At 72.8% G+C, this 13,096-nt stretch carries 11 protein-coding genes; 8 read left to right on the plus strand and 3 right to left on the minus strand.

Features of this window, described 5'->3' with window-relative positions; translation table 11 throughout:
- Positions 1-193 precede the first annotated feature (193 nt).
- Positions 194-973, plus strand: coding sequence for an oxidoreductase (locus ACFXGX_RS10645; RefSeq protein WP_384787764.1), 780 nt, complete (start codon positions 194-196; stop codon positions 971-973).
- An 18-nt stretch (positions 974-991) separates the two neighbouring features.
- Here ACFXGX_RS10645 and ACFXGX_RS10650 read toward each other — a convergent pair whose 3' ends face one another.
- Positions 992-1,882 (minus strand): LysR family transcriptional regulator, encoded by an 891-nt coding sequence (locus tag ACFXGX_RS10650; RefSeq protein ID WP_384787767.1) that lies wholly within the window; start codon positions 1,880-1,882, stop codon positions 992-994.
- A gap of 120 nt (positions 1,883-2,002) precedes the next feature.
- Here ACFXGX_RS10650 and ACFXGX_RS10655 point away from each other — a divergent pair, with 120 nt between their 5' ends.
- From ACFXGX_RS10655 to ACFXGX_RS10675, 5 genes are all read left to right on the plus strand, one after another.
- Entirely contained in the window at positions 2,003-2,674 is a 672-nt protein-coding gene (locus ACFXGX_RS10655) for a succinate dehydrogenase (protein ID WP_384787877.1), read from the plus strand.
- A gap of 1 nt (position 2,675) precedes the next feature.
- Positions 2,676-4,628 (plus strand): fumarate reductase/succinate dehydrogenase flavoprotein subunit, encoded by a 1,953-nt coding sequence (locus tag ACFXGX_RS10660; protein ID WP_384787770.1) that lies wholly within the window; start codon positions 2,676-2,678, stop codon positions 4,626-4,628.
- The gene (locus ACFXGX_RS10665) at positions 4,625-5,374 is read left to right on the plus strand and encodes a succinate dehydrogenase/fumarate reductase iron-sulfur subunit (protein ID WP_384787773.1); all 750 of its coding nucleotides are present in this window, start codon (positions 4,625-4,627) and stop codon (positions 5,372-5,374) included. The genes ACFXGX_RS10660 and ACFXGX_RS10665 overlap by 4 nt, the downstream gene beginning before the upstream one ends.
- A 265-nt stretch (positions 5,375-5,639) precedes the next feature.
- On the plus strand, positions 5,640-6,410 hold the full coding sequence (locus ACFXGX_RS10670) for a GNAT family N-acetyltransferase (protein WP_384787776.1): 771 nt from the start codon (positions 5,640-5,642) through the stop codon (positions 6,408-6,410).
- A 413-nt stretch (positions 6,411-6,823) separates the two neighbouring features.
- A complete protein-coding gene (locus tag ACFXGX_RS10675; RefSeq protein ID WP_384787779.1) occupies positions 6,824-7,594 on the plus strand; it encodes a lysophospholipid acyltransferase family protein in 771 nt (256 codons plus the stop codon).
- A 253-nt stretch (positions 7,595-7,847) separates the two neighbouring features.
- On the opposite strand, the gene ACFXGX_RS10680 is transcribed toward ACFXGX_RS10675, so the two are convergent.
- Positions 7,848-10,202, minus strand: a complete 2,355-nt coding sequence (locus ACFXGX_RS10680) for an ATP-binding cassette domain-containing protein (RefSeq protein ID WP_384787782.1) — start codon at positions 10,200-10,202, stop codon at positions 7,848-7,850.
- Between the two features lie 219 nt (positions 10,203-10,421).
- A complete protein-coding gene (locus ACFXGX_RS10685; RefSeq protein WP_384787785.1) occupies positions 10,422-10,922 on the minus strand; it encodes a methylated-DNA--[protein]-cysteine S-methyltransferase in 501 nt (166 codons plus the stop codon).
- Positions 10,923-11,138: 216 nt separating this feature from the next.
- Between ACFXGX_RS10685 and ACFXGX_RS10690 the strand changes: the two genes are divergently transcribed.
- Together ACFXGX_RS10690 and ACFXGX_RS10695 are read left to right on the plus strand one after the other, a co-directional pair.
- The gene (locus ACFXGX_RS10690; protein WP_384787787.1) at positions 11,139-11,912 is read left to right on the plus strand and encodes a nuclear transport factor 2 family protein; all 774 of its coding nucleotides are present in this window, start codon (positions 11,139-11,141) and stop codon (positions 11,910-11,912) included.
- A gap of 85 nt (positions 11,913-11,997) precedes the next feature.
- A complete protein-coding gene (locus ACFXGX_RS10695; protein ID WP_384787790.1) occupies positions 11,998-12,966 on the plus strand; it encodes an aldo/keto reductase in 969 nt (322 codons plus the stop codon).
- The last annotated feature ends 130 nt before the right edge of the window (positions 12,967-13,096 follow it).

The raw sequence follows: 13,096 nt of genomic DNA on the forward strand, positions 1-13,096 counted from the left end.
GCCCCCGCCCGTGTGTCTCCCCGGTCGTGCGGGGGGCGCCCGGGCTCGTCCACCCCCCCGCGCGGGGCCTCCCCGCCGTGTGCCGCCCCCCGGCCGGGGGGCGGGTGCCCTGGGCGCGCGGTACGCCTCGCGCCCGCGGCCCTTCGTATGTCTCATGGACGGGGAGCACCTCCCACACATGGAGCTGAGACGCATGAGCACCGAACTTCAGGGCAGGACGGCCATCGTCACCGGAGCCAGCAAGGGCATCGGGCTCGCGGTCACGGAGGCGCTGGCCGGGGCGGGCGCCACGGTGATCGCCGGCTCCCGCGGCACCTCGGCGGGCCTCGACGCCCTGGCCGGCAAGGGGAGCGTGACCTGGGTGCCGGTCGACCTCGCCGAACCGGAGGCCGCGGCCAGGCTCGTCGAGGCCGCGGGCGGGCGGATCGACGTCCTGGTCAACAACGTGGGGACGGCTCCCGCCCGCACCGGCGGTTTCCTGTCGGTCACCGACGAGGAATGGCGGCGCAGCCTCGAGCTGAACCTGTTCACGGCCGTACGGGTCACCCGCGCGGCCCTGCCGTCGATGCTGGCCGCCGGTGAGGGCTCGGTCGTGACGATCGCCTCGGTCAACGCCACGCTGCCGGACCCCCTGGTCATCGACTACAGCGCGGGCAAGGCCGCGCTGGTCGCGTTCTCCAAGGCCCTGTCCAAGGAGGTCGGCCCGAAGGGCATCCGCGTCAACACCGTGAGCCCCGGCCCGGTGAAGACCGATCTGTGGCTCGGCGGCGGGGGAGTGGCCGCGACGGTCTCGGCGTCCGCCGGGCTCACCCCCGACGACGTGGTCGCCAAGGCTTCCGGCGCGACCGTCACCGGCCGCTTCTCCGAGCCGTCCGAGGTGGCCGACCTCGTGCTCTTCCTCGCCGGGGACCGGGCGCGCAACATCACCGGCAGCGACTTCGTCATCGACGGCGGCCTCATCCCGACCTGGTGAGCCCGGGGCGGGCCGCCGTCAGCGTTCCAGAAGCATCCGCTGCAGTTCCCGGGCCGCCCGGGGCGGCGCCACGTCACTGCGGTGCGCCAGCGCGATGGTCCGCTCCAGTCCGGGCGGCGCCAACGGTGTCACCCGCAGCCCGGACCCGGACCGCGCGGCCACCATCCGCGGGACGACCGCCACGCCGAGGCCCGCCCGGACGAAGCCGAGCACCGCGTCCATCTCACCGCCCTCGACCGCGAAGTCCGGTTCGAAGCCCTCGGCACGACAGGCGGCGACGGTCAGCTCCCGCAGGTCGTAGCCGTGCCGGAACATCACCAGACGCTCGCCCTCCAGATCGGCGACCCGCACCGCACGCCGTCCGCCGCGCCCGCCGGGCGCCGGGGCGTCCGGCGACGACACCACCACCAGGTCCTCGCGCAGCAGCTCCACCGTGGTGAGCGCGGGGGACGGGGTGGGCAGGGGCAGGACGACGAGGGCGAGGTCGAGGGCGCCGCGCGCGAGTTCCCGTACGAGATCGTGCGAGCCGCCCTCCTCGATCAGCAGCCGGATGCCCGGATAGCGGTCGTGGAAGGCGCGCAGGACGTCGGGCAGCAGGCCCGTGCACAGGCTCGGGGTCGCGCCGAGCCGCACCCGGCCGCTGCGCAACTGAGCCAGCTCCTGCACCTCGTGCCGGGCCGTGTCCGCGTCGGCGAGGATGCGCCGGGCCAGCGGCAGCAGGGCCTCACCGGCGTCGGTCAGCGTGATGTTCCCGCGCGCCCGCAGGAACAGATCGGCTCCCAACTCCCGCTCCAGCGCCTTGATCTGCTGGGACAGCGAGGGCTGCGCCACATGGACCAGGTCGGCGGCCCGGGTGAAGTGCCGGGTCTCCGCGACGGCTACGAAGTACTGGAGCTGGTGGAACTGCACGCTTCGACCATAGTCCACGTCTATGGAAACCAGCCGTTTCATGTCTTGGACCGATCGGTTCCCCGCGGCCTACCGTCTCTTCTCATGGCTCTGGCAACGCGGACGGACCGACGGTCGTCCATGGCGCGCACCGTGTGGGACAGCTCCGTCGGCAAGAAGACCGTGATGGCCGTCAGCGGCCTGATCATGCTGCTCTACCTGGTCGCCCACATGATCGGGAACCTGAAGATCTACTTCGGAGCGGGCGAGTTCAACCACTACGCCCACTGGCTGCGCACCATCGGCGAGCCGTTCATGCACTACGAGTGGACCCTGTGGCTCGTCCGTGTGGTCCTCGTCGTCGCCGTGGTCGCGCACGCCACCTCCGCCTACCAGCTCAGCCGACGCGACATCAAGGCCCGGCCCACCCAGTACGTGCACAGGAAGCGCGGCGCGAGCTACGCCACCCGCACGATGCGCTGGGGCGGGATCATCCTCGGCCTGTTCATCGTCTGGCACCTCCTCGACCTGACCACCGGCACCGTGCACTCCGGCGGCTTCCAGGAGGGCCACCCCTACCAGAACGTCGTGGACACCTTCTCCACCTGGTACGGCAACGTCGTCTACATCGTCGCGATGCTCGCGCTCGGCCTGCACATCCGGCACGGCTTCTGGAGCGCCGCCCAGACCCTCGGGGCCGGCAGCCGCACCCGCGACCGCGCCCTCAAGACCGCCGCCGACGTCCTCGCGCTGCTGCTCACGGCCGGCTTCATCGCCGTACCCGTGGGCGTCATGACCGGAGTGGTGAGCTGAAATGACCGCTGAATACGCCCACTTCACGACCGGCGAGCCCCTCGCCGACAGCAAGGCACCGGCAGGCCCGGTCGAAGAGCGCTGGGACAGGCGCCGCTTCGAGGCCAAGCTGGTCAACCCCGCCAACCGCCGCAAGCACACCGTGATCGTCGTCGGCACCGGCCTCGCGGGCGGCTCCGCGGGCGCCACCCTCGCCGAACAGGGCTACCACGTCGTCCAGTTCTGCTACCAGGACTCCCCGCGCCGCGCCCACTCGATCGCCGCGCAGGGCGGTATCAACGCGGCGAAGAACTACCGCAACGACGGCGACTCCGTGCACCGGCTCTTCTACGACACCGTCAAGGGCGGCGACTTCAGGGCCCGCGAGTCCAACGTCCGCCGCCTGGCACAGATCTCGGTCGAGATCATCGACCAGTGCGTCGCCCAGGGCGTGCCGTTCGCGCGCGAGTACGGCGGCCTGCTCGACACCCGCTCCTTCGGCGGAGTCCAGGTCTCCCGCACCTTCTACGCCCGCGGCCAGACCGGCCAGCAGCTCCTGCTCGGCGCCTACCAGGCGCTGTCCCGGCAGATCGCCGCCGGCAACGTCGAGATGCACCCGCGCACCGAGATGCTCGACCTGATCGTGGTCGACGGACGCGCCCGGGGCATCGTCGCCCGGGACCTGATCACGGGGCGCATCGACACCTACTTCGCGGACGCCGTCGTTCTCGCCAGCGGCGGGTACGGCAACGTCTTCTACCTCTCGACGAACGCCATGAACTCCAATGCCACCGCCGTCTGGCGGGCCCACCGGCGCGGCGCCTATTTCGCCAACCCCTGCTTCACCCAGATCCACCCCACCTGCATCCCGCGCACCGGCGACCACCAGTCCAAGCTCACGCTGATGAGCGAGTCGCTGCGCAACGACGGCCGCATCTGGGTCCCCAGGGCGCACGGCGACAGCCGCCCGCCGAACGAGATCCCCGAGGACGAGCGCGACTACTACCTGGAGCGCATCTACCCCTCCTTCGGCAACCTCGTACCCCGCGACATCGCCTCCCGCGCCGCCAAGAACGTCTGCGACGAGGGCAGGGGCGTGGGCCCCGGCGGCCAGGGCGTCTACCTCGACTTCGCCGACGCCATCCGGCGCATGGGCCGCGAGGCGGTCGAGGAGAAGTACGGCAACCTCTTCGACATGTACGCCCGGATCACCGCCGAGGACCCGTACACCGTGCCCATGCGGATCTACCCCGCCGTGCACTACACGATGGGCGGCCTGTGGGTCGACTACGACCTCCAGACCACCGTCCCCGGCCTGTTCGCGATCGGCGAGGCCAACTTCTCCGACCACGGCGCGAACCGGCTCGGTGCCTCCGCCCTCATGCAGGGGCTCGCGGACGGCTACTTCGTCCTGCCGTCGACGATCAACGACTACCTCGCCCGCAACCCGAAGCAGCAGCCCGTCACCACCGAACACCCCGCCGTGCAGGAGGTGCTGGCCGAGACCGAGGACCGCGTCAACCTGCTGCTGGCCGTCGACGGCGACCGCACCCCCGACTCCTTCCACCGCGAACTCGGCGAACTCATGTGGGAGTTCTGCGGAATGGCCCGCACGGAGAGCGGCCTGCGCAAGGCCCTGGAGCGCATCCCGCAGATCCGCGAGGAGTTCTGGCGGCGCATCAAGGTTCCCGGCAGCGGAGCGGAGTTCAACCAGTCCCTGGAGAAGGCCAACCGCGTCGTCGACTACCTCGAACTCGCCGAGCTGATGTGCCTCGACGCGCTGCACCGCGCCGAGTCCTGCGGCGGCCACTTCCGCGAGGAGTCCCAGACCCCCGACGGCGAGGCCGCCCGCCGGGACGAGGAGTTCTCGTACGCGGCCGCCTGGGAGTTCACCGACACCGGCACCGCGCCCGTCCTGCACAAGGAAGACCTGGTCTTCGAGTACGTCCACCCCACCCAGCGGAGCTACGCATGAAGCTCACCCTGCGCGTCTGGCGGCAGAAGAACGCCGACGCCGACGGAGCGATGTCCACGTATGAGGTGGACGGCATCTCGGCCGACATGTCCTTCCTGGAGATGCTCGACACCCTCAACGAAGAGCTCATCCTCGCCGGCGACGACCCCGTCGCCTTCGACCACGACTGCCGCGAGGGCATCTGCGGCGCGTGCAGCCTGGTCATCAACGGCGACGCGCACGGACCCGAGCGCACCACCACCTGCCAGCTCCACATGCGCTCCTTCCGTGACGGCGACACGATCGACGTCGAACCCTGGCGGGCCGCCGCCTTCCCGGTCGTCAAGGATCTCGTCGTCGACCGCTCCGCCTTCGACCGGATCATCCAGGCCGGCGGCTACATCACCGCCCCGACCGGCGCCGCGCCCGAGGCGCACGCCACCCCCGTCCCCAAGCCCGACGCCGACTTCGCCTTCGAGCACGCGGAGTGCATCGGCTGCGGCGCCTGCGTGGCGGCCTGCCCGAACGGCGCCGCCATGCTGTTCACCTCGGCCAAGATCAACCACCTGAACGTACTGCCGCAGGGCGCCCCCGAGCGGGAGACCCGGGTGCTCGACATGGTCGGACAGATGGACGCGGAGGGCTTCGGCGGCTGCACCCTCGCCGGGGAGTGCGCGACCGCCTGCCCCAAGGGCATCCCGCTGGTCTCCATCACCTCCATGAACAAGGAGTGGCTGCGCGGCGCCCGCGGAGCGGGCAAACGTTAGGCACAAAGTCGTTCGCCGTACGGTGCGGACGGGCGGGACCGGGTGTGGTGCTCACGCCCCGGTCCCGTCTCGCTTTTCGGGTCACCCCTGTCATTCAACATCCTCACATCCGCCCTCCTGGCACTGGTCACGCGCACGCCAACCGGCGTCGGAAGAACAGGAGCGCGCAGACCGTTCGGATCCGGCCTGCCTCCCCCGAGCAATCGAATCCGTTCGAGCAGGGGGTACCCCCTCCGCCGAACCGGCCCGTGACCAGGAGAGTGCCATGACCGGCGTTTCCACCCTCGACAGCCCGACCCAGCCCGTCACCCCCACCCGCTACACCGTCACCCTGGCCACCGACGAGGCCGATGTCCGGGCCGCACAGCGGCTCCGCCACGATGTCTTCGCCGGGGAGATGGGCGCCCTCCTGAACACCCCGCAGCCGGGCCTCGACATCGATGCCTTCGACGCGTACTGCGACCACCTGCTGGTCCGCGACACGGAATCGGGGCAGGTCGTCGGCACCTACCGGCTGCTGCCGCCCGAGCGCGCCGCGATCGCCGGACGGCTCTACTCCGAGAGCGAGTTCGACCTCGGTCCGCTGGCCGGAATTCGCCCCGGACTGGTCGAGGTCGGCCGCTCCTGCGTCCACCCCGACCACCGCGACGGCGCGGTCATCGGACTGATCTGGGCCGGGATCGCCCGCTACATGGTCGACGGCGGCCACGAATGGCTCGCCGGCTGCTGCTCGATACCCCTCGCCGACGGCGGCACCCTCGCCGCGGGCACCTGGGACCGGGTCGCGGCCAAGCACCTGTCCCCCGAGGAGTTCCGCGTCCGCCCCCTGCTGCCCTGGAGCCCCGAGGGTGTCGCCCGCCCCGCCCGTACCGAACTGCCCCCGCTGCTGCGCGGCTATCTGCGCCTCGGCGCCTGGGTGTGCGGCGAGCCGGCGCACGACACGGACTTCGGGGTCGCCGACATGTACGTGCTGCTGTCGATGCGCCAGGTCAACCCGCGCTATCTGCGGCACTTCCTCTCGCTCGTCCCCGCCTGATGAGCACGCCCCGCACCGGAGCGCCGCGTCTCACCGCCCTCCGCCGTCCCCGGTCCGGCGGAGGGCCGGGAGCGGCGCTGCTCCCCGGCGCCGGCCCCGCCGTTCGGCCCCCCCCCCCCCCCGGCGCGCGCCCCCCCCCCCCCCCCCCCCGCCCCGGGCGGGGGGGGGGGCGGGGGGGGGCGGGGCCCCCGGGCGCCGCCCCGGCCCCGCGGCGGCCCGCCCCCGCTAGCGTCCCCGCGCCGCAGCCGGCCGCCGCTCCGGTCCCCGCCCCGCGGCGGCCCGCCGACGGTCCCGTCCCCGCCCCGCAGCCGCCGGCCGTCGGTCCCGTCCGCGCCCCGCGGCGGCCCGCCGCCGGCCCCGTCCGGGGAGCCGGCGCCTGGCTGCCCACCGCTCCCTGCTCACCCCGCGGCTGTGTGGAGTCCGTACGGCCCTGGACGGGCGTGCCCCGGGCCGTCCTGCGGCTGGCCGCGCTGCTGGCCGTGGTCGTCCTCGGGATCGCTCTGATTCCGCTGGTCGGACTGCTGCGGGACCGACCGCGCCAGAGGTGGATCCGCCGCTGGTGCCTGGCCGTGGTGCACACGGCCGGGGTCCGGACACGCATCACCGGAGCGGCCCGGCCCACCGGCGGAGTGCTGATCGTCGCCGACCACGTCTCGTGGCTGGACATCCCGCTGCTCGCGGCCGTCCGCCCCGCGCGGATGGTCGCCAAGACCGAGGTGCGGGGCTGGCCCGTGGTGGGCGCGCTGGCCGCCCGAGGCGGCACGCTCTTCATCGACCGCGACCGGCTGCGCGCCCTGCCCGGCACGGTGGACCGGATCGCCGAGACCCTGCGCGGCGGCTCTGCCGTCGCCGCGTTCCCCGAGGGCAGCACCTGGTGCGGCCGGGCCCAGGGCCGCTACCGCAGAGCCCTCTTCCAGGCCGCGCTGGACGCCGGTGTGCCGGTCCAGCCGGTGCGCGTCCGGTACCGGTGCGCCGACGGGACGGTGAGCACCGCGCCCGCGTTCGTCGGCGAGGACTCACTGCTCGCCTCCCTGTGGCGCGTGGCGTCGGCGCGCGGTCTGGTGGCCGAGGTGGGTCTGCGTCCCCCGCTCCCGGCGGACAGCCACCCCGACCGCCGCTCCCTGGCCGAGGCGGCACAGGCCTCCGCGGGCGATCCCGGCTCAGGCCCAGGGGCGCATCCCTGAGGGCCGGTTCGTGTTCCGGGGCGGGCCCCCTGAGACCCAGGGGTTCCGCCACCGGAGCCGTCCGAGCACACGGGCGGTGCGGAACGAGGCCGCCGGAGGGCATCGGTGCCGGACTTCGGAGCGCCTGGCTCAGCCGTCCCGCGTCCGACGGCGGTACGTGACGATCGCGGTCGGCGCGAAGACCAGCGGCAGGCCAAGACCCGGCACCACGAGCGGCTTCAGCACCGACTCCAGCCATCTGGGCATGTCACGACTAGCGGTGCCCGGCGAGTGCTCGGGCGAGGTACGGTGCCGTCCGGCCGGGCGCCGTCGCCACCTGTCCGGGTGGCCCGGCGGCCACGATCCGGCCCCCCTCGTCGCCCCCGCCCGGGCCCAGGTCGATCACCCAGTCGGCACCCGCCACCACCGTCATGTCGTGCTCCACCACCACGACGGTGTGACCGGCGTCCACGAGCCCGTGCAACTGGCCCATCAGCACCTCGACATCGGCCGGATGCAGTCCCGTCGTCGGCTCGTCGAGAAGATAGAAGGTGTGCCCCCGCCGGATCCGCTGCAACTCGCTCGCCAGCTTGATGCGCTGGGCCTCGCCGCCCGACAACTCCGTGGCGGGCTGGCCCAGCCGCAGATAGCCGAGGCCCACGTCGAGCAGGGTGCTGAGACTGCGCGTGACGGCCGGGGTGTCCGTGTCGGCGAAGAACCGGGCCGCCGCCTCCACCGTGAGATCCAGGATCTGCGCGATGTTCCGCCCCCGGTACGTCACTTCGAGGGTCTCGGGGTTGTAGCGCGCGCCGCCGCAGTCCGGGCACGGCGCGTAGGTGCTGGGCAGGAACAGCAGCTCCACACTGACGAAGCCCTCGCCCTGACAGGTCTCGCAGCGCCCTCCGGCCACGTTGAAGGAGAACCGCCCCACACCGTAGCCCCGCGCCGTGGCCTCCTTCGTCCCGGCGAACACCTTGCGCACGACGTCGAACAGCCCCGTGTAGGTGGCGAGATTGGAGCGGGGCGTACGGCCGATGGGTCTCTGGTCGACACCGACGAGCCGTCCGACACCCGCCAGGTCCTCGGTCAACTCGCCGATCAGCGTGGACTTCCCGGAACCGGAGACCCCGGTGACCGCGGTGAGGACACCGAGCGGGAACTCGGTGGTGACCCCGCGCAGATTGTGCCGGGTCACCGGACCGACCGACACCTGTCCCCGGGGCGTGCGCGCCGGGCGCTCCCGTGCGGGGGAACTGTCGAAGAGGAAGCGTGCCGTCGCGGACTCCGGCACACCCTCCAGCGCGGCGACCGGCCCGCTGTGCAGGACCCGCCCGCCGTGCTCCCCGGCCAGCGGTCCCACGTCGACCAGCCAGTCCGCGCCCCGCACGACGTCGAAATGGTGCTCCACGACGAACACCGAGTTGCCCGCCGCCTTCAGCCGCTCCAGCACGGTGAGCAGAGCCTCCGTGTCCGCCGGGTGCAGTCCGGCGGACGGCTCGTCGAGGACGTACACCACACCGAACAGCCCGGAGCGCAACTGCGTTGCCAGCCGCAGCCGTTGGAGTTCGCCGGCCGAGAGCGTGGGGGTGGCCCGGTCGAGGCTGAGGTAGCCGAGTCCGAGCTCCACGACGGGCGCGATACGGGAGGTGAGGTCATCGGTCAGGACACGGGCGGTCTCGGAGTCGCCCCCGAGGGACTTCGCGAGCTCGACGAGCGGCAGCGCGGCCAGCTCGGCGATGTTCCGTCCGGCGAACGTCACCGCCAGTGCCTCGGGCCGCAGCCTGCTGCCGCCGCACACCGGGCAGGGAGCGGCGGTCGGGAAGCGCTCCGCCTTGGCCCGCAGTGTGGCGCTCTTCGCGTCGGAGAAGGTCTTCATGACATAGCGCCGGGCGCTCATGTAGGTGCCCTGATAGGGGCGCTGGATCCGCTCGGCCTCGCGCACCGGATGCACGGTGACCACCGGCTGCTCGTCCGTGAACAGGATCCACTCCCGTTCGCCGGCGGGCAGTTCGCGCCAGGGCCGGTCCACGTCATGGCCGAGTGTGTCGAGGATGTCCCGCAGGTTCTTGCCCTGCCAGGCCCCCGGCCAGGCGGCGATCGCGCCCTCACGGATCGACAGCGCCGGATCGGGGACCAGCAACTCCTCCGTCGTACGGTGGACTTGGCCGAGCCCGTGGCACTCGGGGCACGCCCCGGCGGCCGTGTTCGGCGAGAACGCGTCGGAGTCGAGCCGTTCGGCGCCCGCCGGATACCGGCCCGTGCGCGAGAACAGCATCCGCAGCGAATTGGACAGATTGGTGACCGTGCCCACGGAGGACCGCGAGGTGGGAGCCGACCTGCGCTGCTGGAGAGACACCGCCGGCGGCAGCCCGGTGATCTCCCCGACCTCGGGCGCCCCCACCTGATGGATCAGCCGCCGCGCGTACGGGGCGACCGACTCGAAGTACCGCCGTTGCGCCTCCGCGTAGATCGTGCCGAAGGCCAGCGACGACTTCCCGGATCCCGACACACCGGTGAACACCACGAGGAGGTCCCGCGGGATGTCGACGTCGACACCCCGCAGATTGTGCTCCCGGGCGCCGCGGACGCGGACGTGCGAGTCGAGGGGGCGGCCGTCGGGGCTGGGCATCGGCGGGACTCCTGAGGCGGCCCGTACCGCGGTCCGTGGGCCGCGGCCCGGCCGTCGGCGGGGGGCAGGGGGCAAACCCCACGATTCTAGGCCGCGCCCGGTCCCGCTACCCGGGCGCGTCGGGCGGGACCCGGAGGGCCGTCCGGTCGGACGACCGGCCCCGGACGTGCCGGCGCCGGTCAAGCCGCACCCCCGCCGCCCCGGACGCGCCCCTACCGGTCAGGACGGCATGTTCTCCAGGTCGAGGAGCTGCCTCTTGCGTTCCAGGCCCCCGGCGTAGCCGGTGAGCGCCCCGGTCGCGCCGATCACGCGGTGGCAGGGGCGGACGATCAGCAGCGGGTTGGCCCCGATCGCCGTACCGACGGCGCGGACCGCTGCCCTGGACGCGCCGATCCGCGCGGTGACCTCCCCGTAGCTGACCGTGGTGCCGTACGGGATGGTCTCCAGGGCCTTCCAGACGCGCTGCTGGAAGTCGCTGCCGCCCGTCACGTACTCGATGTCGAAGGCGGTCAGCCGGCCGTCGAAGTACGAACCGAGCTGGGAGACGATCTCCCGGAACGCCGCCGGGTCCTCGTGCCAGCCGTCCTGGACGACCGCACCGCGCTTCTGGTCCGGCACGGACAGCGCGGCCAGCGCCGTACCGCCCTTGGCGGTGGCCGACTCCTCACCCACCAGCAGCAGTCGGCCGAGCGGGCTGTCCATGGTCGTGTAGACCGTCATCGGTCGGTCCTTTCCGAGTTCTCGCAGCGTGTTCACCCTCAACAGTGCGCCCTGTACCGGCTTCCGTCCGGCGGGATTCGGACACGGCGCTGAGCGGGTGGCCGGTCGGTGCCGTACGGACGCGCTCGGCGGCGTCGGGCGGCCCGCTGGGGTCGCGCCGGGGCCGGTGCGGGCACACGATCGAAGTCGACCACTCCGCACGCCCCAGGAGTCCTGATGGTCTGGATCCCGCAGATCCCCGACCTCGTCGGCCGGCTCGGCGCCACCGAGCTCGCCGACGCCCTGCGCGACCCGGCGACGGCCACCGTACCCGTCGCCCTGGACGACCCGGAGGCCGGCCGGATCAGCGGCGTCGCCGTCCTGGCGGCCTGGCTGGCCGTGCAGGACACCTGGAGGGCGGAACGGAGGGCGAAGATCGAGGAGGTCGCCACCACGTTCGGCGAGGGGCGGGCCGTGGGGGAGTGGGTCGTCCATCTGGAGGGTGCGGAGGGCGAGCGCGTCGGACTGCCCGTGGCCGTCGCGGTGGACCTCGCCTCCGCGCTCCCGGTGCGGATCCACCACTCCCGCCTGGCGCTGCTCGGCCGGCACGTGGTGCGCCGTCCGATGGTGCCGCCGGACCCGTCGGCCCGCGCCTCCGGCGTGGCGGGCGCCTACCTGGCCGCCCTCGGCGCGGGGGACACCGCGGCCGCCGTCGCCGCCTTCGCACCGGACGGGACCTTCCGCGGGCCGTCCGCCGACACGGACCGGTGCACGGGGACCGAGGAGCTGACCGAGCTCCACGACACGCTCTTCTCCGCGGGCGGCGGCATTCCGCTCACGCTGTGCACCGTGACCGAGGACGGCGAGCGCTGCGCGTTCGAGTACGTCGTCGACCGCTGGGGCGGCACCGAGCTGCCCCCGCAGCCGGGCCTCGCGGTCTGCGTCCGCGGCGCCGATGGCCTGATCGCGTCGGCGCGGGTGTACGACGACGTGGAAGCACCGGTGGAGTAGGGCTGCCGGGCCTGTGCCGCGGGCAGGGTTCTGTTCTCGGATCTCCCCACCCCCACCCCCACCGGCACCGAGAGCAGGAGTGAGCATGCGGTACGTGAAGCTCGGTTCGACGGGTCTGGACGTCTCCCGGATCTGCCTTGGCTGCATGAGTTTCGGCCTGCCCGACCGGGGCGTCCACGCCTGGACCCTCGACGAGGAGGCCTCGCGCCCCCTGATCCGCCAGGCCCTGGAGTCCGGGATCACCTTCTTCGACACGGCCAACGTGTACTCGGACGGCACCAGTGAGGAGATCGTCGGGCGGGCGCTCGGCGCGTTCGCGCGCCGCGACGAGATCGTCATCGCCAGCAAGGTCAACGGCGCGATGCACGAGGGTCCCAACGGCCGTGGCCTGTCCCGCAAGGCGATCATGACGGAGATCGACAACAGTCTGCGCCGCCTCGGCACCGACTACATCGACCTCTACCAGATCCACCGCTTCGACCGCCGCACTCCCGTCGAGGAGACGATGGAGGCGCTGCACGACGTGGTCAAGGCGGGCAAGGTCCGTTACCTCGGGGCGAGTTCGATGTACGCCTGGGAGTTCTCCAAGGCCCAGTACACGGCCACGCTGCACGGCTGGACCCGCTTCGTCTCCATGCAGAACCACTACAACCTCCTCTACCGCGAGGAGGAGCGCGAGATGCTGCCGCTCTGCGCCGACCAGGGGGTCGGCGTCCTGCCGTGGAGCCCGCTCGCCCGCGGCCGGCTCACCCGCGACTGGGACACGGTCACCGAACGCAGCCGAAGCGACACGTTCGGCCGGAACCTCTACCAGGACGGCGACCGCGAGATCGCCGAAGCGGTCGCGCGCATCGCCGCCGAGCGCGGGGTGCCGCGCGCCAGGGTCGCGCTCGCCTGGCTGCTGCGGCGCGACACCGTGACCGCGCCCATCGTCGGCGCCACGAAGGCGGCGCACATCGAGGACGCGGTCGCCTCGCTCGATGTGGAGCTCTCGGACAAGGAGACCGAGGAGCTCGAACAGCCGTACACGCCCAGGGCGATCAGCGGTCACTGACACGGACGGGCCGGCTGTCGCCGGGCGTGCGTCGCCGGGTGTGCCGAGGCGGGTGTGCGTCGTCGGACGGGGGGGGGCGCGGGGGGGGCGGGCCGCCCGCGGGCCCCCTCCCCCCCCCCCCCCGAGTAGT

It is taken from the genome of Streptomyces sp. NPDC059371 (genome assembly GCF_042751995.1).
Classification (GTDB): domain Bacteria; phylum Actinomycetota; class Actinomycetes; order Streptomycetales; family Streptomycetaceae; genus Streptomyces.